Origin of the sequence: Gemella sp. oral taxon 928 (assembly GCF_001553915.1) — a bacterium.
In the GTDB taxonomy this organism is placed as follows: Bacteria; Bacillota; Bacilli; order Staphylococcales; family Gemellaceae; genus Gemella; species Gemella massiliensis.
Window position 1 is genome coordinate 1,478,906 of record NZ_CP014233.1, and the last position, 19,978, is coordinate 1,498,883.

The window sequence follows — 19,978 nt, forward strand, 5'->3', positions numbered from 1 at the left end:
AAAGTACCACACTTAACCAATTATAAATATAAAGATCAATTTCAAAATTTTGATTTTATTTGAGTTGGTATCATGTTATAATAGAAAAGAATTATATTAAAGGAGATAATTATGAAAAAAAATCTTGTCTGTTATAAAAGGCTACCTAACTGGAATGCTTTATCTATTCCTAAAGAGTTTAGAGAAAAACATAACACCCGTACCGGTATCTGGGCTAAATTAACTATTCTAAAAGGAAAATTAAAATTTGTTTCTCTTACTGAACATGGTGATATTATAGAAGAATTTATCTTTACGCCTGAAACTGATATTCCTTTTATTGAGCCTGAAGTTTGGTATAGAGTAGCACCGATGTCTAAAAACTTGGAATGTTATTTCGAACTTTATTGTGAACCTAAAGATTACTTTTCTAATAGATATGACCTTAATCCTGCACATTCTGAAATAGTAGAAGCTGTTCAAACTATTTCAAAATGTAAAGCACTTGATCTCGGTTCTGGTCAAGGAAGAAATGCTTTATTTTTGTCTTCTCTAGGTTTTAACGTAACCGCCCTTGACACAAACTTTGAAAATTTGCAATACTTAGCTAATATTTCACAGGAAGAAAATCTGAATATTATTGTAGCTAACTACGATATTAATACAGCTAATATTCGAGATAAGTATGATTTTATTTATTCAACTGTTGTTTTTATGTTTCTTAATCCTACGAGAATCCAAAGTATTATTTATAATATGCAAAAACAAACAAATATTGGCGGTTACAACTTAATCGTTTCTGCTATGTCTACAGATGATGCCCCGTCTCCTATGCCATTTCCTTTTACATTTAGAGAAAACGAATTAAAAGATTTTTATAAAGATTGGGAGCTTATCAAATATAATGAAGATTTTGGGCATCTACATAAAACAGATGCTAATGGAAATCGATATAAACTAAGATTTGCTACATTGCTAGCAAAAAAAATAAAATAATAGCAAAAGCACTTAGTATGAAAAGTCATACCAAGTGCTTTTTATTATGCCAATTTTAATTTGAATTGTTTTCTTACATACAACGCCAATAAAACCCCGATTAACGTTATACCCGCATTAAATAAAACAATATTTACCGGACCGTTAGCCGGACTTGCTTTTGTAATATACCCCGCAATTTCAAGTATTACATAATTGGCAACACTTGATGAAATCATTACGATTGAGGTAATTTTACCTTTATTTGTTGGGAATAATTCATTAGCTGTCGATACCGCAAGTTGTAACACTCCACCCGCTCCTGCATATCCAATAACAAAACCTGCTACTAAACAAATAGTTGGAGTTTTAATGAAGTATGTAACTAACAACATTATAAATGAAATAGTTGGATATAATACCAAAACATCAACAGGTTTTAATTTCTTCAATACTACCAACGCTGTGAATAATACCGCACAGATAGTTCCGGCTGCATACATAGTTTGAATCATTCTCGGATTAGCCAAGCCATACATTTTCCCTAATTCTTGATTGCAATTTAACCATAGTTGGAATGTTGCTGTACATGTTAGACCGATTAGTATTAATGAGATTGCTGTAGAATCAAATTTCATTTTTGTTTCTTGTGCTTTTTCTCCGGCATCAGCATTCATTTTCGGGAATTTTAAGAAAATAATTAGCAATCCGTCCAATGCAATTAAAATACCTGCCAAATAAAATAGTGTTGTATACGGCAAACTCATACCTGATACTATCCCAATACAAAACGGTAATACTAATTGCCCAATAGAAATTGAGAATTTAGTAAACATATTTGCTACTGCACCTTTTTCTTTAAAAATTTCCAAAATTGACGGTGTTACGCATGTATCTAAAAACGAGTTAGCAATACCACCCATAACGGCAAAAGCATATGCGATCCACATTGAAGTTGACGTTGCTACTCCGATAAAATACAATACATAAAAGGCTATACCAATTAATCCCGATGTTTTACGTCCAAATTTATCTGAAATAACACCTGAAAACGGCAGTGAAATAAGACGCCCTAACCCTAGTGCGGCACTGACACGAATTACTAACCCTAGGTTACTTTCCCCCATGCGGCTACCAAATCACTTTTATACTGTGCTAAAATTGATACACCTATACCATGAATAAAATATGTAAAATACAGTGCTAATGCTGTAAGAATAAATGGTTTTTTTGCTTTTTGTACCATTGTTCTCTCCTTTAATTTAATTTTAATGTATCCAACATCTCTCTTAACTGGGCTACCGGCACTTGCCCCGGTGCTGATGATTGTTTTGCAGCACCAAATGTTGCTGTTGAGCCGAATACTTCTCCTGAAACACGACTAATCATCCCCAATGCCCCCATTGACATTGTAATTAGGGGTTGATTAATTTTTTCTTTTGCAATACGTGTTGCGTCTAATAATGTTATAACGTCCTTATTACTATTTGGCATTACCGCAATTTTGCAAATATCCGCGCCTTTTTTGCTCATTGCTGTTAAACGATTTACAATTTCATCACGCACCGGTGTTTTATCAAAATCGTGATTACACATAACTATTTTTACGTCATTGACATGTGCTTTTTCTATTAGTGCCGATACTTCTTCAACAGGCATAAATAACTCAACATCTAATAAATCTATATTACCATTTTCTACTACTTCATTATAAACTTCAAAATATTTATTATCTGATAATTCCAGTACCCCACCTTCTTTTTTAGTTCTAAACGTCACTAAAAGTGGTCTGTCAATTATTTTTCTTATCTTTTTCGATAGTTCGGATACTTCACCTTGTTCTTCCACTTTATCAAAAAAATCTATTCGCCACTCTACCAAGTCACAATCAATAGTTTTAATATTGCTTGCTGCTTCGAGTATTTCCTCTTCATTTTTCCCAACAATAGGCACTATTATTTTCGGACGTCCTTCTCCAAAAACTACATCACCAACAGTTAGTTTAGCCATAATTTTTCTCCTTATAAAATTTATTTCCAAAACTGATAACTTACAAATTTTATCTTTTTTATTTTTTAACAATGTTACATAGCTGAGAAAAAATTTTCACTATCTCTTATTACAGGTGGATTTTATATATTTTCAGCTAAGATTTAAGAAAAAACTTCTAAAAATAAAATGTATAAATTATTTTAAATTACTCCGCTATAAACATTGCCCAAAAATTAAGTATAATATTATTTTTATCAACTAATTTTTATTCATCGAATAACACACTTTTAACATGTTCTACAGGCATATCTTCTCCAGTGAATAGTTTAAATGCTTCTGCACCTTGGTAAATCATCATTCCAAGACCGTTAATCGCTTTTTTAGCCCCATGTTCTTTAGCAAATTTTAATAATTTAGTTTCTCTCGGTGAATAAACTACATCAAATACTACTAAATCAGGACGAATTACCGCCGGATCATCAATTAATTTTTCATTTTCTAACGGTTTCATTCCAACGCCGGTTGCATCAATGTAAATACTGCTTTCTGCGATTGATTGTTTAAATGCCGTTTGATCTGCCAAATCTGTCAGTGTTGCTTTACATTTTGTATGTTCATTAATTTTTTTAACAGTTTCTTCCCCATTAGTAAATGTAGCATCTTTAATATTAAAGATACGAAGTTCTTTTGCTCCATCCAATGCTGTTTGGATTGCTATTGCCGTACCGGCTCCACCACAACCGGTTAAAGTAATAATTTGGTCTTTAATATCCACACCTTCTTCCGCTAATGCACGAACAGCACCGGTTCCGTCTGTTACATGACCTACTAAATGTCCTTTACCGTCTTTATTAACTACCGTATTAACTGCCCCTACCAATTTTGCTGCCGGAGATAATTCATCCAAATAAGGAATAATCGCTTGTTTATTTGGCATTGATACATTTGAACCGCGAATACCTAAAGCACGAATACCTTGAACTGCATCTTTTAATTCTTTATTACCTACTTCAAATGCAAGATAAGCATAATCTAAACCTAGTTTTTTAAAACTTTCGTTGTGCATTGTTGGTGACATACTGTGTCTAATTGGTGTTGCGATTAAACTGATTAATAATGTGTGTCCTGTTAAACGTTCTGTAATTTTTGTCATTTTCTTTACCTCTTTTTCTTTTTAAGATTTTATTTTACTTTTAACGGTTTTAAAACTTTATTATAGCGATATGTTACTATTAGTAATAAAATCATCCCCATAATTCCTAAAAGCATATTATAAGCAAAAACCGTTTTTATTGATTGTTTTGCGATTAATCCTGTCAAATAAGGTGTTGCCATTAATGAAATAGATGTTGATAGCGAATACATACCGGTGAATTTCCCCTTATTATCCGGAAAAAATTCCAGTAGAAGAGATACACCTAATTGCCATATCCCTCCTGCCGCGAAGAAACCTACCGCTAAGCTAACTATAGTTATCGAAGTTATTGAAGTGTTTATCAACATATTAATTTGTGCCAATGCTGTAACTATACAACAAAATGCCATATACATCGGAACATTAAGCCCTTTTTTCACCATAAATGATGTTGCAAATACTGATATTATTGAACAAACGCTATAAATAGTTACAAATGTTAAACTCTGAGATTTTCCAATATTTATAGTTTGCTGTGCAAATTTCGGTATCCATATAATAAAAATATTAAATAATGATGCTGATATAAATGAGAATGTTAGAAGTGCAACACCCTCAATACTTATTTTTGATTTAGGTTTTTGCACAAGATCCTCTTTTTCTTTTACTATTTCTTTATACATCGGTGGAAATTTTATTCTGGAAATTACTACAAAGTTAAATACTATACATATAGCAATAATTATAAACGGCCATCCGAAATATAGATTTCTAAGTAAGACAAATTGCGTCATTAAAGGTAGTATGAATTGTCCACCTGATATACCTGCCTTAACAAAGACATTAAACGAACTACTATCTTCTTTATAAGCATCTGATATAGCCGGATAAGTTGCCGTGTCTAAAAACGCATTCCCTATACCCGCTATCATCGTTAAGATAAACGCTGCTATATAACTTGGGAATAATAACAGCCCTATGTAAAAAATTAGATAACAGGCTAGACCTATATAAACCCCTTTTTTTCTTCCGTATCTATCTGAAAAATATCCTGCATAATTTATACTAATAATTCTACCAACACCTAATGCACTTATTACCAAAGCAACTTTATTCTCCTCAACCTTCCAAAATTCTTCGAATGTTGACATATTTTGAGAAATAATTATTTGATCCATTCCTTGAAATATATAATTTATTAGTAAAAATGCTATAAGTGGAAGATAATTTTTATTATTGTTACTCGCCATACACTATCTCCATAAATTTTCTAATTATAGTATGACAGACAGATAAGTATTATTACTGTTTTATTTTCAAAATTTCAATACTTATCTATCTTGTGACATATCTTATTTTTTGTTTATTCTTTTTAGATATGCTTCATGTTCTTTCACAGCAAACTCACGACGTCCGCCCGGTTTCGGTGTCTGATCACCCATCATAATGCCGAATCCACCTTCTACTCTTAATTCATGACCGTTTGTATAATTAGAACGATCACTCGCTAAATACAATACCGCATTAGCAATGTCCATTGTGTTCCCGATACGTTTGTTTGCTGTTAATGCTTTACGACCTTTTTCTACTTCAGGATCGGCATAGAATGATTCTGATAATGGAGTTTTAACAAAGCATGGTTGAATACAGTTACTACGTACTCCAAATTCTCCCCATTCTGCAGCAATTTGACGTGACAACATATTTACCCCGGCTTTACTTGGGCTGTATGCTGCACTATATGTTTCAGGAAATACTGATGCAATCGTTGAAATATGAATCATATTACCATATTTTTGCTCAATCATAAGACGTCCGAAACGTTGTGACACTAAGAAGTAACCTGTTAAATTAACATCAATAGTTTGTCGCCATTCATCTAATGGTAAATCTTCCAGTGGGCATGCTCTTAACATCGCTGCTGTATTCACCAAAATATCCACACGTCCAAATTTTTCTTTAACAGCTTCTACTGCGTGATCTACTGTATCTTCTTTTGTTGTATTTACTGCTAAACTCAATGTTTCTACATCGTAAGTAGCTGTTAAGTATTGAGCATATTCATCAGCTTTATCTTTAAATAAATCTAACAGTACAATTTTTGCATTTTGTTTTGCAAACTCTTCACAAATTGTTCTACCCATTCCACCTACAGCACCTGTTACTACTACTTTTCCGTCTAATCCTAACCATTTATCCATTTTTTTTACCTCTTTTCCTTATTTATTTTCCGGAAGTTGTTCTTTCCACACTTGACCTAATACTTTAACTGTATTATCAAAATTATACTTAGCGGCTTCTTTTATCCCTTTTGCTAAAATGCTGTCAGAAATCACCTCAACACCAATTACTTTTGGATTAATACCGGATTCTTTAATCATCCTTACAAAACCTGCTGTATCTTTAGCTCCTGTTCCCGGTGCTAAACGATCATGCATACTCTCATCACGTAAAATTGATTTTGCATATGGTCGTTCATAAGCATCATTAATTTGAATTGAAATAATCAGTTCCGCTTCATCTTTTGTTAATGTGCGATATGATTGATCGGCTCTTACCCAATGCCATGAATCTAAAATAATTTTTGCATTTTCTACACCGGCTTTTTTTACTACAGCATACGCTTTATCAAAATCCGGAATTCCACTATAAGGCATCGGCTCTACTCCAATAACATATGGATATGAACGTTGACAAAGTTCTTTTAATTTTTGTGCTGTATGTTCTACCGAATAATTTTCCATTAGACCGACATTAATATGATTTACTCCAAAAAGTTTACACATATGGAAGCATAACTGTTCTTTATATTTTTGTTCATATGAACGTTTATTCTCCGCCCATTGAACTATATATTCGACTTCAGTTACTTTGATATTATATTTTTCTAATATTTTCAATATATCATCGTCATGTAACCCTTCTGCTAAAGCATCAACATATGTTTCAGCGCGAAGACCGATTCCTTCAAATCCCGCTTCTTTTGCTGCTTTTACTCTATCTTCAAATTTACACTCATCTCCAAGTGTCCATGAACTAACCGTTATAGGTGCTTGTTTACTCATTGTTTATTCCCCCTTGAGTATTTGTATATTTTTTATTGTTGTTATTTGCAATTTTAATATATTTTATATAAAATTAATGAATTTTTTTAAAATAAATGATAGAATATATTTATCAATAAATAAGGAGTCCATATATGAACATATCACAACTTGAAGCATTCGTACTTTTAGCAGAAACGGAGCATATGACTCAAACTGCTAAAAAACTTAATACTTCTCAACCAAATCTTAGCTACACTATCTCTGAACTTGAAAAAGAAATCGGTATACCATTATTTAAAAAGGTAGGACGTAATATCCAACTTACTAAATACGGTCACATTTTTTATAACCATGTAGTAGTAGCACTTGGTAAACTTAACCAAGCTATTTCTATTATCAATGAAGAGCTCAACCCTAATTCCGGAACGATAAACTTCGGTTTTGTCTACACAGCAGGTTCTGAAATAGCACCAAGCCTTACCAGAAACTTTCTTGAACAAGAAGAAAATCACAATGTGAAACTTTCTTTTACCCAAGGTAATTCATTCCAACTGCTAAAAGGTTTGGAAGATGAAACAATAGATATTGCCATTACATCATTTGTTAAGGATATTGATAATATCGTTTTTGAACCACTTATTGAACAAAATGTTTATTTGGTAGTTCCTAATGATCATCCATTGGCGAATAAAACATCTGTATATCTTAAAGATACTGCCGATTATCCTTACGTATATTTCGATAAAAATAGCGGTCTTCGCCCATATCTTGATAATCTGATGAAATCTGTTAACTTTGAACCGAATATTGCCATTGAAGCGAATGAAGATCATACCATCTTAGGCTTTGTTTCTCAAAATCACGGTATAGCAATTATGCCGAATATCGTTACTATACAGGCATATCCTGTCAAAGTTCTTGAAATTCTTGATAAACATGAACCACGTTGGCTATATCTTGCTACGAGAAAAGACGGTTTTATAACTCCGACTGCTTTGCGTTTTAAAGATTTTTGTAGTCATTATTTTGATAAATAAATTTTATATTATTAAGTTGTTTTCTGTGCAATTACAGTTATGCACAGAAAACTTTTTTATTTTACTTTTTAAATTTACTTTTTATTGATTCTGCTGCCAGTTTTCCTGAAGTTAATGCCCAAGCGTTATTGGCACCTGACGGTGAATCTGTTCCCATTACACCGCCGACTACTTCTCCGGCTGCGTACAATCCATTTATAACTGTACCTTTTTTGTTAACTACTTCTAAACTGTCATTAACTACTAAACCACCCATAGTTGTTGCAAAACGTGGTTTTTGTTCTACCAGATAATAAGGGCCTGATCCAACTTCTTTTTGTAAGAAACGTAATTCTCTATTAAAATCTTCATCTTTTCCGTTCTTAACAAAACTATTATAACGTGATACTGTTTGAGATAAACTTTCTTGTGGCATATGTGCTAGTTCGGCTAATTTTTCTAGGGTATCCGCATGGAAGAATTGCGGTGTTGTTTCACCATTATTATCTAACCAGCGTTCAATATCCTGTTCAGAAATTCCGCCTTCCGCTACCGCTTCTTTAAAAATATCAAAGTGCTCTTGATCCAACAACATATATAAAGTTTGATCTTCTTGCTCCATTAATACATCTAATATATCATGGTTACTTGCTCTTTCATTTACGACACGTACGCCGAATTTATTTACTAACAAGCCGTTTTCACGAAGTACAGCGATATTACCTCCGATTGTAGATTTAGCATACCCTTTTGATACTTCAATCCCATTTGGATAAATTTTCCCATATTCCATTAGGCGAGTTGCTGCATCAACACCTTCTTTTGTAGCCATAACCAAGCCTTCTCCATTTGAGCTTTTTGTTCCGTAGAATAATACTTTTCCTAATTCTTTACTTAGAAGTTGTTTATTGTTACCATACCCACCTGTCGTTAAAATAACAGCTTTTGCAGAAATAATATGTTTTCTACCCGTTTCTTCTCGTGCTATTAATCCTGTAACATTTCCATTATTATCTAAGATTAACTCTTTTGCTTTAGTTTGAAGTAGTAATCTAAGATTAACTCTTTTGCTTTAGTTTGAAGTAGTAATCTCACATTACTATTAGCCATCTTGCTTCTGGCAGCTCCGGCAAAACCGTGACCGCCATGATTATAAGCTAACTCTCTATCTTTGCGGTATTCTGCTAAAACATGCAGTCCTCCTTTAAGATCATATTCTACACCAACATAATCGGTTAACCAATCTGTTGTTTGTCCAACGTTATTTGCTAGCAGATTAAGTAACTCCGGAACATTTTTATTGTTTCCATTTTTCATAAAATCTTCAAACATCAATTCAGGAGTATCATCGGTAACTCCTAGTTCTTTTTGTAACTTAGAACCAATTACTACTTGATTACCTCCACTTATCGAAATAGCTCCTCCGATAAATGATTGTTTTTCAATTAAAGTAACTCTTAATCCTAATTCATCAGCTCTTAATGCTGAGGCAATTCCTGCTGCTCCGCCACCGATAATTATTACATCTGTTTCTTCTTCGACTACTTCTTTAACCCATTTCACCACCGGTTTAGGTCTTACATATAACACTTCCGGATCAGCACCTGCTAATTTAACAGCCTCTGCTACACCCTCTATTAAACCTTTACTTGAAGATGATGCTCCTGAGATGGCATCAACATTTAATGTTTGCCCTTCAATGATTTGTTTTGGAAGTCGTTTAAATACTTGTTCTGATAATCCCTCAGATTCTTCACTATTATCTACTTCAATTTTTTCAATTTTTTCTTTAGAGAATGTTACTTTCATCGGAAGACTATTATTATGCCCTCTAGCTTCTACATCATAACTTCCCTCTTTAAATTCTAATTTAACTTGTTGTAGCTTTTTAATACGTTCATGTTTTGCTTTTTCTATTTCCGGATCAGAAACCATATATGACATAAAGTCCCACAATGGTGCCGGTATTAATAACTCATGTTGTAAATTTTTATCGGCAAAATCCGGTACAGCTTTATCCATCTTAATTGCACTTACCCAACGTGGCTCTATTAAAAAACCTTTACCTACAGATACTATATCATACCCTAATTTTAATGCTTCTTCTGCATCTTTACGTTGTAATATTCCACCTACACCAACGACAGGTATTTTAGCAAGTTCAGGTGAACGACGTGCCAAAAATTGTGTAATCAATTCCTCCGGATCATCAGTATCTACTATAGAACTTCTTGTATATATTCCCATTGAAAAATGAACATAATCTAAATCATGTTTTGCAAGTTCATTCAGTAAATACATTGTATCTTCAAATCGAATACCGGGTATTTCTAATTCTTCAGGAGAAAATCTATATCCGATAATAAAATTCTCTTTCTTAGATTCTTTTACAACTTTTTTTATAGCTTCTAAAACTTCAATAGCAAATCTTGCTCTATTCTCTCTATTACCACCCCAATGATCTTCTCTTCTATTTGAATGTGGAGAGAAGAATTGTTGAACGATAAATGTATTTGCTCCATGAATTTCCACTCCGTCAAAGCCGGCTTTTATCGCACGTTTTGCTCCATCAGCAAACATTTGGATCATAGCTAATATTTGCTCTTCACTCATTTCCCTCGGAACAGGTGCATTAGGTCTGAGTGCAGCTACCGGACTTGGAGCAATCGGTTCAGCACCGCCATTGTATTCCGGCCACGCCATTCTACCTGCATGATATAATTGAACAAGTGCCTTTGACCCTAAATTTTTAATAGCTGTCGCTAATTTAGTTAAACCGTATATTTTATCATCACTATCAATACCTATAGCTCCCGGAAAACCTCGCCCATGTTTTTCAACAAAACAACTTTCTACTACTATTGCACCGGCTTCGCCTGCTCTATGTTCGTAATATTTTACAATTTCATCTGTTATTCCGCCGTCATAAAAAGCTGATTGTGTCGTCATTGGTGCCATAAATATTCTATTTTTCAGTGTTGCACCAGATTTTAATTTCAGCTCATCAAAAATTTCTTTAGCCATTGTTGCCCTCCATTAAATTAATAAATTTAATTTATCAATAATTATTTATGTATAAATATATTATATAACTTCTGTTTCATATTGTAAAGTGTTATATACATGTTTTTTAATTAAAAATCCTTGATATAACTGTTTTAATCTGTTATAAAATAAAACAGTACATTTTTATACTAACACTTCAATTAAAAGCGTTTAACTAAATAAAAAATATACTGTTTCATTTTTTTTATTAAAAAATTTAATTTTTATGGTAACTAAAAAAACGATATAAAGTTAGGAACTCCTAATTTTATACCGATAATCCATTATAAAAACACTTGGCGGGAATGTGTGGGAATCGAACCCACCCAAGAGGCTCCTAACCCCTCATACTAGTTTTGAAGACTAGAGAGCACACCAGAACTCATCCACTCCCACGTACAAGAGATATTATACAATAAAAAAATAAAAAAAGCAATAACTTATAAAATAAACTACAAATCCCTAAATTCGCTCTTAACTAAATTAAACTCATCTTATCAAAAACAATTTACCACTTACCTTTCTTATCTTACCACTTACTTAAAAGCCCTTATCAAACAACTGATTATGTAGTATTATATAAATAAGAACTACGAAAGGAGTATATTATGAAAGTTATTATTGAAATAGATACATCATTAGATAATATGGAAGTACACATAAAAGCACCTGAGTTTTCATCGGAAATAACAGAAATTAAAAATACTATAGAGAAGGCAATTTCTTCCTCACCTAATATAACTTTCTACAAAGAAAATACAGAATACTTCATTTCCTTAAAAGAAATTTTATTTTTTGATACTGATATGAACAAAGTATATGCTCATACGAAAAATGATTTCTTTGAAGTTAAATTCAAATTATATGAACTTGAAGAAATTATTCCTAATTATTTTTTTAGAGCTTCTAAATCTACAATTATAAACTTAAAACTTATACTTTCATTAGAAAAATCATTTTCAGGAAGTAGTTCTGCTTCTTTTATCAATAGTAACAAAAAAACTCATATATCACGTCATTACTATAAAATTTTAAAAGAAAAATTAAAAGAAACGAGGTAATTTATATGAAAAAAAAATTATTAGGTGCTATCTTAGCAATAACTGCTCTAATTATCTTTTTAGGAGATACAATCTTATTTCCTAAAGGAATTATTTTCCTAATAATAAGTACCATAGTTTTAGGATATATTATTATTAAAAATATTATAGATTTTGATTCCTTTGGAACTATTTTTCCATTAGCATTATTATTCTATATATATAATAAAAATTTTTATTTTCTTGATATTTCAGCAGGAAAAATATTTATATCCGCTTTACTTCTTAGTATAGGTGCTTCTCTACTTTTACCAAAAAAACTAAAATATAAAGAATTTAAAAAATATAAAAAAGAATATTCAGATATGAAATCTTCTAATATTATTTTTGGAAATAATTCTTTTTATATTAATATTAACGATACAAACTATTTTGCATCAACATCCACATTTAGTACAACAAATATCTATTTTGAAAAGTTAAACACTTACTATAGTAAAGAGTTTACTCTAGATATTTCAGCTACTTTTTCAACCGTTAAATTATTTATTCCAAAAGAATGGAATATCAATAATAATATTAATTCTACAATATCTGAAATCACTTACCCTCTAAATTTACAAAAAGAATCCGAAATCTCACTAAATTTAATAGGTAGTGCTACTTTTGCTGAAGTAGAAATCTTATATATATAAAGAATAATACCCCTTTTCCCGGACAAACCGGTAAAAGGGGTACATATCACTTTTCTATGCCTTGTATTTATAATATAATCTATTTCATTAATTATTATACAACAAAACAATACTATAAAATTAATTTTTTCTTTATTATTTTTTATTTATTTCATTATTATTTTTTTGTTGTTCTCTTTTTTCTACTATTTTTGACAAATAAATTGAACCTACTGTTAATAAAATAACAAGAAGTGATGCTATCAAAAATTCTTTACTAAACACATTAGTACTTGTTGCTCCAAAGTTTAGAAAAACTATTGTTCCCGGTATAATTCCTAGAACACTTGCTATCATATATTTTGATACTGAAATATTAGTTAACCCATAACCGTAATTTATCATATTGTATGGTACCAGTGGTATTAGTCTAAGAATTACTAAGCTCATCATTAATTTATCATCACTTACATTAAAAATTCTATCATGTTGTTTTGGTGACATTTTTTTCTTTAAATAATTTCTAACCCATTCTCGTCCAAAACGACGTGAAATTATAAACATTAAATAGCAATTCATCGAAGCTCCGACAAAAGTTAATAAACTTCCCTCTACAAAACCGAAAGCAAGTCCTCCGGCTACCGCTAATATCGGTACCGGAAAGAAAAATACCGGCAAAATTGTAAACATCAATACATAGATTATTGGTGCAGCAACACCGAAACTTTGAATAAATTCTGTCATTACTTTCCTCCTAACTAAAATACCTTGATATTTTTTCCAAAAATTCTATACTAACATATGCGGATATTTTTTTAAATGTAAACTCATCCATTAGCATTTTATCTTTTTCACTATACTGTCTAAACGCCATACTGCACCACGTTACACCACGTAAACAATTAAAAATGAGATAACGTTCAAAACGTTCTTCATTATATGAACGATACTTACTATACTCGGACAAAAACAAATCAATTTCATTTTTTGTTAATATTTTATCTGTTTTCCAAAATGTTGTCGTGGGAGCTAAAAAATGAGCTAAATCTTGTTCACATTCCCCAATTAACGCTTTCTCCCAATCAATAACATAACTATTTTCTTTAGTATCACCAATTAAAAAATTACCCGAGTTAAGTTCTGTATTAATGATACACGGTTTGTCTATAATGTAATTTTTAGGGATAAGTTTTTTACACTTATCTAAAAATAAATGAATATAACTACCAACAACACTATCTGTATATTCCCAATTAAGATACTCCTCTGCCATCGCACTACATTCATCATACATTAACTGAAACGGATTAGCAGCATGAATTAAATTATTTTCTCCAAATGCTGTATTATGAATTGAACTAAGTAAATACGCTGCTATATTCATATCTTTATCATAATCTAATACTCTTCCGTTTAAAAATTCCATCGTCAAGTATTTGTACGGTAATAATTTTGTTTTAGTTACCAAGTCATATACTTTAGGTGTAACCTTACTTTTTTCTAATAATTTTAAAGTTTCGTATTCATATTCAATTTGATTGGTTAAATTCATCTGACTTTTCATATTAATACGCAATACCTTTTTATCTTTATTATTATCTGTAAATGTAAAATTGATATTATACTCTCCGGCACCTAGCAAAACAATATCTTTAAATCCAGTTTCCGCTGATAATAAATCCTCTCTAGTATCAATGTCTAGGGCTGTTTCTCCTAAAAAATAACTAATTTTATTTTTATTACAAACTCTTATCAGATTTTCCAGCACACTAGCATCACCATAACTAGGTAATGCAAAAACTTCTTTTATCGGTTTTTTCATTCCTATTAAAAAATATCCACCATCTTCACTTGGATTAATGACAACATCATATTCATTTAATTTTTTAAAAGCAAGCTCTATCATGTTATTATTAAGATTAAAAATATCCGATCCCATCAACAATACTTTGTCAGCATTTACTAACTCATTATTAATCGCATTGTACATCTTATCACCAAGTGTTTCTCCATTTTGATAATAAAAATCTTTGATTGATAACAAATCTTCCATATTATTGTCGTCATCTTTATTTCCATCATGATAAATTTTTATTTTTCTACCGCTACTTTTTAGAGTATTATAATTTTTTATTAATAGTTTTTTTTGAACCTCAACCGCTTGTTTTAGTGTTATAAAATCATAAAGTCTTGTTTTCGTAGTCCCTTCTTTAGGAACACGTGTAAATAATATAATTGTTTCTTTCATCTTTATAGAAAAAGGGAAGACGTCGTCTTCCCTGCCTTTCATCTTACTAATATTTTAGTGACTGTGTCCTTCATGTTTTTGTTCTGAATTATTATGATTTGAATGGTTGTGATTTTCGTGACCTTCTTTGTTACCTTCCTTACAACAATCAGCCATTTCAAATTTATAATCATATTCCTTTGTTCCATCTAAGGCATTAAAAATATTTTTATACCCTAGATCTATCAATTTTTGGGCAATAACAGAAGAACGATTTCCACTATAGCAATATGTATAAATTGGAGTTTCTTTATTTTCCGGTAAAATATCTTGAAGATTATCTAATTTCTTAGAGTCTACATTTTTAGCACCGTCAACATGTTTTTCGTCAAAATCTTTCTTATCTCTGGCATCAAGAAATACTGCATCTTCTTTAGCTAAAATTTTATCTTGGAATTTTGCTCCTGTTAAACTGGTGTATTTAACTAAATCATAATTAAAATCTTTAATGTTCTGTGCATTTGAAACATCTTTAAAACCTTGTTTGACAAGTTTTTCAGCTGCTTCTTTTGTTTTTTTAGTATCATCACTATAAACAACAACAGATTTTTCTCTCCATGTTCTTAATTCCTCTATGCTTTTGTCGATTTCTTCTACAGGTATATTAATTGCATGTTTTACATGACCTTCTTTATAGCTTTTAGCATCTCTTACGTCAATAACAAGATATTTTTCTTTTTCTTTATCATCTTTCTCAATTTTGTTAAGATCCTCACCTTTTATCTCTTTTACCGATGTAGTCCCGTTGTTATCCGTTCCTTTACTTGTAGATGAACACCCCGTCAACGTTAATGATAATAATGTTGCCATTGATATAGCTAATAATTTGCTATTCTTCATTAAATAATTATTCCTTCCTTTTTTACTAATTATTAAAATTTATATTCATGTTCTTTAACGCCGTCAAAAGCATTGAACACATTTTTATAACCCAATTCTGTTAATTTTTTAGCTACAACTGATGAACGATTTCCACTATAACAATATGTATAAATCGGTGCTTCTTTATCTTTCGGTAATTTTGCTTCTAAGTCATCTAATTTTTTAGAATCTACATTAATAGCACCTTCAATATGTTTTTTATCATAATCTTTGCTATCTCTTGCATCTATAAATTGACCTTTTTTCTCATCAATAGCTTTTTGGAAATCATCCGCTAATAAAGTAGTAAATTTACTGATTTCGTAATCTTTGTAATCTTTAACGCCTTGAGCATTAGTTACATCCTTAAATCCTGCTTTGACAAGTTTTTCAGCTGCTTCTTTGCTTTTTTTACCTGTATTACATACAGTTACTACTTTTTTATCTTTCCAAGCACTCAAACGATCTACATTTTTTTCAATATCCCCTACCGGAATATTAATAGCATGTTTCACGTGCCCTTCATTATATTCTTTAGCATCTCTTACATCGATAACAAGGTATTTTTCTTTTTCTTTGTCATCTTTTTCAATTTTATTCAATTCTTCCCCCTTCATATCTTTTACAGTCGCATTCCCATCTGTTGAACTTTGATTTGATGAAGATTTACTACATCCTGCTAATGTAAATGATAATAAAGTTGCCATTGATATAGCTAATAATTTATGTTTTTTCATTGTAAATTTCCTCCCCCTTTAATATTTTGATTACTTAGTAATCACTAAGGTTTATTTACAATTAGTATTATAACAGATTTATATTTTCAATACAATCACTTTAACTAAAAAAATAATAATTTTTAAACTATATATTTTAAAATTTATAAAATAAAACTTCTTTTAAATTATAAAAACCCTTTAAAATATTTTATTATTAAATATTTTTGAAATCTTATTTCTTATTAATATAAAATAAATATTTTTATGTATATTTTATATTTATAAATATAATTTTTAATTATTTTATTTTGTTTTTCCTTCTTATATCTTTTTTAATAAGTTATCTAATACAATTTTTACATCATCTGCTTTGTAACCGTCATAATTTAAGTTTTTACCCTCATCATCAAAATGCCATCTTCTATCTATAAGACACGTCCTACACCCTAATTTTTTTGCGGGTTTTATATCATAAAAAATAGAATCACCAATCATTAAAGTTTCTTCCGGCAAAAAATCATTTTCTTCCAATATATTAATAAATGCTTCCGGTTTCGGTTTACTAATATGCGTTTCTTCTGAAATATATAACTTAAATAAGTTTTCCAAACCCAGTTTTTTTATTTTTTGTCGTTGTTCAAGTGCTTTACCGTTAGTTAATATTACCAAATTATATTGTCTTTTCAAATCTTTTATTTTATCTATTAACTCTATATCCGGTACAATTAAATCATTAATAAATTCAAACTGCTTTTCGTAATACACCTTACAATCATCATTCGTTAAAGAAATTTCAAATTTTTCAAAAGTGGTTATTAATCTTTCAAAACGCAATTCTTTAAATCTTAATTCCCCGCTACGAATTTTCTTAATCAATTCATTGTTTACTTCTTTATACTTTAGAAAAAAATCTTCATAATTTATAAAATTATTATAACCAAAATAATTAAACGTTCTCTCATTTGATTCTTTCCATATTGAACTAAAATGATAAAGTGTATTATCCAAATCAAATATAATATTTTTTATATCACCAAACACAACCTCTTCCACCTAACTTTTATATTTAATAATGTATTTTACAACTATAAAAAACAAAAACCAAGTATTTTGCTTTGCATCTTATTCAAACCTATTTAAAATTTTTCTTCCAATATATTGAATTATTACATTTATATAGTAAATAAACACTATTTTATTAAAATATATAGTTAATAATTATAAATTTTCCATCTATATATTAATACAATTTATAATACTAATGTTATTAATATGCTGTTTCAGTAATTAAATTAGGAGATTTATTAATATATAATAGTATACTATAAAAACATTAACAAAAAAAGTTATATATTTTATATCACTTTATACAGTTATATTGAAAATTTATGTTATAATTTAAGTAAGCGTTATTTTAACGTAAAATTTATTTTTATATTCAGGAGGACACATGATGAAATTAAAATCATCTAAAATAGTAACCTTTCTACTCACATTTATTATTTTAATATCACAGATATTTACCGGTTCGTTTGCATTTGCAAACAATGCAAATAACATAAACGATAAAGTACCATTTACTATTTTTCATACTAACGATATGCACGGTCGTTTAGCATACGAAGAATATAAAGGTACACCATCGTCTTACGGTTCAGCCCGTGAAAAAACATTAATCGATAATGAAAAACAAAATAATCCTGAAAGAACAGTTATCGCTCTTGATGCCGGCGATGCCTTTCAAGGTCTTCCGATTTCCAACCAATCAAAAGGTGAAGATATGGCAAAAGCTATGAATAAAATCGGTTATAAAGCAATGACAGCCGGTAATCATGAATTTGATTTCGGGCTTGATACTGTAGAAAAATACAAAAACAATACTAATAATGGCGGATGGCTTAACTTCCCTATTGTTTCTACAAATGTTTATAAAAATGGACAACGATTATTTAAACCGTCTACAATAATTACAGAAAAAGGTGTTAAAATCGGTATTGTTGGTGTTACTACTCCGGAAACAGCTACAAAAACCAATCCTGTAGGAATTAAAGGAGTAACATTCACTAAACCTATTCCGGAGATTATGCTAAAAACTTAATTCCTAATGCAGACGTTGAAAAAATTGTTAAAGCTGCTCAAGCTGAATTTGATAAAAAAGGAAGTGTAGTTGTTATTGATAAAGCACCCTATACATTAGAAGGGACAAGCGAAAATGTCAGAACAAAAGAAACTAATCTTGGAAACTTAATCGCAGACGCACTCTATAATGCTAAAGTATTTAAACATGAGTCCGATTTCGCCGTAACTAACGGTGGAGGAATTCGTACTACATTGAAAAAAGATTCTCCTATTACTGTGGGTGATATTATTAAGGCAATGCCTTTCGGTAACCAACTTACCCAAATTCAAGTAAAAGGTACTGATGTGAAAAAAATGTACGAACACTCTCTTCGTGCACTAATAAATACTGATAATGATGGTAAAGAGATACTGGACGCTCAAGGAAAACCGCAATTAGGTAGTAACGGCGGTTTCTTACAATCATCCAGCTCTGTTAAAGTTGGTTTTGATCCGCATAAAAAACCCGGTGAAAGAGTTTATTCTATTGAAATATTAAATAAACAAACAGGAAAATTCGAACCTCTTGATCTACAAAAAACTTACTACATGGCTACCAACGATTTTCTAGCCGTAGGTGGCGACGGCTATACTATGTTGGGAGGTGCACGTGAAGAAGGTGGTGCTACCATGGATTCTATCGTTGTTGAATATTTAAAACAATTAACAAACGAACAGTTTTTACAATATAAAGATCCGTTCCCATATTCTCGTATTATTCCGGGTGTTAAATCAACTGAACCTGTTAATCCAGGTAAAGATGATGATCTCAAAACTCCACCAACTAATGATCATAGCAAAGAAAACAAAAAATTTGGTTCAGGCAAACAACCTACTAAAGATAATGTAAGAAAATTACCAAATACAGGAATTGCTACAGATACGACTACCGTTGGCGTTGGATTATTATTAGCAACATCATTATTAATGACACGCAGAAAAAATGAGAAATAAAAACAAACGGCGAGTATAAGAACTGGTTGTATAATAAATACGGGGCATGGAAAAAAATCCATACCTCGTATTGTTTTTTAATATACAAAAAGACAAATATCCAATATAATTAAAGTGCAAAAAAAATAAACTATGA

At 30.6% G+C, this 19,978-nt stretch carries 18 protein-coding genes, 1 tRNA gene and 2 pseudogenes; 6 read left to right on the plus strand and 15 right to left on the minus strand.

Annotation, left to right across the window (positions count from 1 at the left end):
- Positions 1-111 precede the first annotated feature (111 nt).
- The gene (gene tehB, locus AXE85_RS06850) at positions 112-975 is read left to right on the plus strand and encodes an SAM-dependent methyltransferase TehB (protein WP_062174190.1); all 864 of its coding nucleotides are present in this window, start codon (positions 112-114) and stop codon (positions 973-975) included.
- A 44-nt stretch (positions 976-1,019) separates the two neighbouring features.
- On the opposite strand, the pseudogene AXE85_RS06855 reads toward tehB, so the two are convergent.
- From AXE85_RS06855 to AXE85_RS06880, 6 genes and pseudogenes are all read right to left on the minus strand, one after another.
- Positions 1,020-2,200 (minus strand): annotated as a pseudogene (locus AXE85_RS06855) (MFS transporter).
- 11 nt (positions 2,201-2,211) lie between these two features.
- Positions 2,212-2,964: a type I 3-dehydroquinate dehydratase gene (aroD, locus tag AXE85_RS06860; protein WP_062174192.1), complete on the minus strand. Its 753-nt coding sequence runs from the start codon at positions 2,962-2,964 to the stop codon at positions 2,212-2,214.
- A gap of 247 nt (positions 2,965-3,211) precedes the next feature.
- Complete coding sequence (locus tag AXE85_RS06865; RefSeq protein WP_197415950.1) at positions 3,212-4,099, minus strand: shikimate dehydrogenase; 888 nt, start codon at positions 4,097-4,099, stop codon at positions 3,212-3,214.
- A gap of 29 nt (positions 4,100-4,128) precedes the next feature.
- Positions 4,129-5,331 (minus strand): MFS transporter, encoded by a 1,203-nt coding sequence (locus tag AXE85_RS06870; protein WP_062174194.1) that lies wholly within the window; start codon positions 5,329-5,331, stop codon positions 4,129-4,131.
- A 102-nt stretch (positions 5,332-5,433) separates the two neighbouring features.
- Positions 5,434-6,282 (minus strand): SDR family NAD(P)-dependent oxidoreductase, encoded by an 849-nt coding sequence (locus AXE85_RS06875; RefSeq protein ID WP_062174196.1) that lies wholly within the window; start codon positions 6,280-6,282, stop codon positions 5,434-5,436.
- 18 nt (positions 6,283-6,300) lie between these two features.
- Positions 6,301-7,146, minus strand: coding sequence for a sugar phosphate isomerase/epimerase family protein (locus AXE85_RS06880; protein WP_062174198.1), 846 nt, complete (start codon positions 7,144-7,146; stop codon positions 6,301-6,303).
- A 134-nt stretch (positions 7,147-7,280) separates the two neighbouring features.
- Between AXE85_RS06880 and AXE85_RS06885 the strand changes: the two genes are divergently transcribed.
- A complete protein-coding gene (locus tag AXE85_RS06885; RefSeq protein WP_062174200.1) occupies positions 7,281-8,165 on the plus strand; it encodes a LysR family transcriptional regulator in 885 nt (294 codons plus the stop codon).
- Between the two features lie 61 nt (positions 8,166-8,226).
- Here AXE85_RS06885 and AXE85_RS08485 read toward each other — a convergent pair whose 3' ends face one another.
- The 4 genes and pseudogenes from AXE85_RS08485 to AXE85_RS06895 form a co-directional block, all read right to left on the minus strand.
- On the minus strand, positions 8,227-9,165 hold the full coding sequence (locus tag AXE85_RS08485) for an FAD-dependent oxidoreductase (RefSeq protein ID WP_197415973.1): 939 nt from the start codon (positions 9,163-9,165) through the stop codon (positions 8,227-8,229).
- The gene (locus AXE85_RS08885) at positions 9,165-10,166 is read right to left on the minus strand and encodes an FMN-binding protein (RefSeq protein WP_442899687.1); all 1,002 of its coding nucleotides are present in this window, start codon (positions 10,164-10,166) and stop codon (positions 9,165-9,167) included. The genes AXE85_RS08485 and AXE85_RS08885 overlap by 1 nt, the downstream gene beginning before the upstream one ends.
- Positions 10,167-10,175: 9 nt before the next feature.
- A pseudogene (locus tag AXE85_RS08890) lies at positions 10,176-11,168 on the minus strand (NADH-dependent flavin oxidoreductase); the annotation flags it as partial.
- A gap of 318 nt (positions 11,169-11,486) precedes the next feature.
- Positions 11,487-11,583 (minus strand) — tRNA-Sec (locus AXE85_RS06895).
- Positions 11,584-11,797: 214 nt separating this feature from the next.
- On the opposite strand from AXE85_RS06895, the gene AXE85_RS06900 reads away from it, so the two are divergent.
- Both AXE85_RS06900 and AXE85_RS06905 read left to right on the plus strand, forming a co-directional pair.
- Positions 11,798-12,250: a LytTR family DNA-binding domain-containing protein gene (locus AXE85_RS06900; protein ID WP_062174202.1), complete on the plus strand. Its 453-nt coding sequence runs from the start codon at positions 11,798-11,800 to the stop codon at positions 12,248-12,250.
- A gap of 5 nt (positions 12,251-12,255) precedes the next feature.
- A complete protein-coding gene (locus tag AXE85_RS06905; RefSeq protein ID WP_062174204.1) occupies positions 12,256-12,924 on the plus strand; it encodes a hypothetical protein in 669 nt (222 codons plus the stop codon).
- Positions 12,925-13,059: 135 nt separating this feature from the next.
- Here AXE85_RS06905 and AXE85_RS06910 read toward each other — a convergent pair whose 3' ends face one another.
- The 5 genes from AXE85_RS06910 to AXE85_RS06930 all read right to left on the minus strand — a co-directional run bounded on the left by AXE85_RS06910 (position 13,060) and on the right by AXE85_RS06930 (position 17,811).
- On the minus strand, positions 13,060-13,647 hold the full coding sequence (locus tag AXE85_RS06910; protein ID WP_062174206.1) for a TVP38/TMEM64 family protein: 588 nt from the start codon (positions 13,645-13,647) through the stop codon (positions 13,060-13,062).
- Between the two features lie 10 nt (positions 13,648-13,657).
- The gene (locus AXE85_RS06915; protein ID WP_231723772.1) at positions 13,658-15,193 is read right to left on the minus strand and encodes a TIGR04282 family arsenosugar biosynthesis glycosyltransferase; all 1,536 of its coding nucleotides are present in this window, start codon (positions 15,191-15,193) and stop codon (positions 13,658-13,660) included.
- 12 nt (positions 15,194-15,205) lie between these two features.
- Positions 15,206-16,030 (minus strand): rhodanese-like domain-containing protein, encoded by an 825-nt coding sequence (locus AXE85_RS06920; protein ID WP_062174210.1) that lies wholly within the window; start codon positions 16,028-16,030, stop codon positions 15,206-15,208.
- Between the two features lie 32 nt (positions 16,031-16,062).
- The gene (locus tag AXE85_RS06925) at positions 16,063-16,788 is read right to left on the minus strand and encodes a rhodanese-like domain-containing protein (RefSeq protein ID WP_062174212.1); all 726 of its coding nucleotides are present in this window, start codon (positions 16,786-16,788) and stop codon (positions 16,063-16,065) included.
- 303 nt (positions 16,789-17,091) lie between these two features.
- The gene (locus AXE85_RS06930) at positions 17,092-17,811 is read right to left on the minus strand and encodes an HAD family hydrolase (protein ID WP_062174214.1); all 720 of its coding nucleotides are present in this window, start codon (positions 17,809-17,811) and stop codon (positions 17,092-17,094) included.
- Between the two features lie 412 nt (positions 17,812-18,223).
- Here AXE85_RS06930 and AXE85_RS06935 point away from each other — a divergent pair, with 412 nt between their 5' ends.
- Together AXE85_RS06935 and AXE85_RS06940 are read left to right on the plus strand one after the other, a co-directional pair.
- Positions 18,224-18,868 carry a metallophosphoesterase gene (locus AXE85_RS06935; RefSeq protein WP_062174215.1) on the plus strand — a complete coding sequence of 215 codons (645 nt, stop codon included), beginning with the start codon at positions 18,224-18,226 and terminating at the stop codon, positions 18,866-18,868.
- A 149-nt stretch (positions 18,869-19,017) separates the two neighbouring features.
- Positions 19,018-19,842 carry a 5'-nucleotidase C-terminal domain-containing protein gene (locus AXE85_RS06940; RefSeq protein ID WP_231723821.1) on the plus strand — a complete coding sequence of 275 codons (825 nt, stop codon included), beginning with the start codon at positions 19,018-19,020 and terminating at the stop codon, positions 19,840-19,842.
- Positions 19,843-19,978: the final 136 nt, after the last annotated feature.

What these genes read in the sequence shown, in the direction of transcription:
- aroD (WP_062174192.1), bottom strand. Translation starts at nt 2,964, where the DNA reads ATGGCTAAACTAACTGTTGGTGATGTAGTTTTTGGAGAAGGACGTCCG.
- AXE85_RS06865 (WP_197415950.1), bottom strand. Translation starts at nt 4,099, where the DNA reads ATGACAAAAATTACAGAACGTTTAACAGGACACACATTATTAATCAGT.
- AXE85_RS06935 (WP_062174215.1), top strand. Translation starts at nt 18,224, where the DNA reads ATGAAATTAAAATCATCTAAAATAGTAACCTTTCTACTCACATTTATT.
- AXE85_RS06920 (WP_062174210.1), bottom strand. Translation starts at nt 16,030, where the DNA reads ATGAAGAATAGCAAATTATTAGCTATATCAATGGCAACATTATTATCA.
- AXE85_RS06880 (WP_062174198.1), bottom strand. Translation starts at nt 7,146, where the DNA reads ATGAGTAAACAAGCACCTATAACGGTTAGTTCATGGACACTTGGAGAT.
- AXE85_RS08885 (WP_442899687.1), bottom strand. Translation starts at nt 10,166, where the DNA reads ATGGATAAAGCTGTACCGGATTTTGCCGATAAAAATTTACAACATGAG.
- AXE85_RS06900 (WP_062174202.1), top strand. Translation starts at nt 11,798, where the DNA reads ATGAAAGTTATTATTGAAATAGATACATCATTAGATAATATGGAAGTA.
- AXE85_RS06925 (WP_062174212.1), bottom strand. Translation starts at nt 16,788, where the DNA reads ATGAAAAAACATAAATTATTAGCTATATCAATGGCAACTTTATTATCA.
- AXE85_RS06870 (WP_062174194.1), bottom strand. Translation starts at nt 5,331, where the DNA reads ATGGCGAGTAACAATAATAAAAATTATCTTCCACTTATAGCATTTTTA.
- AXE85_RS06885 (WP_062174200.1), top strand. Translation starts at nt 7,281, where the DNA reads ATGAACATATCACAACTTGAAGCATTCGTACTTTTAGCAGAAACGGAG.
- tehB (WP_062174190.1), top strand. Translation starts at nt 112, where the DNA reads ATGAAAAAAAATCTTGTCTGTTATAAAAGGCTACCTAACTGGAATGCT.
- AXE85_RS06875 (WP_062174196.1), bottom strand. Translation starts at nt 6,282, where the DNA reads ATGGATAAATGGTTAGGATTAGACGGAAAAGTAGTAGTAACAGGTGCT.
- AXE85_RS06915 (WP_231723772.1), bottom strand. Translation starts at nt 15,193, where the DNA reads ATGAAAGGCAGGGAAGACGACGTCTTCCCTTTTTCTATAAAGATGAAA.
- AXE85_RS06905 (WP_062174204.1), top strand. Translation starts at nt 12,256, where the DNA reads ATGAAAAAAAAATTATTAGGTGCTATCTTAGCAATAACTGCTCTAATT.
- AXE85_RS06910 (WP_062174206.1), bottom strand. Translation starts at nt 13,647, where the DNA reads ATGACAGAATTTATTCAAAGTTTCGGTGTTGCTGCACCAATAATCTAT.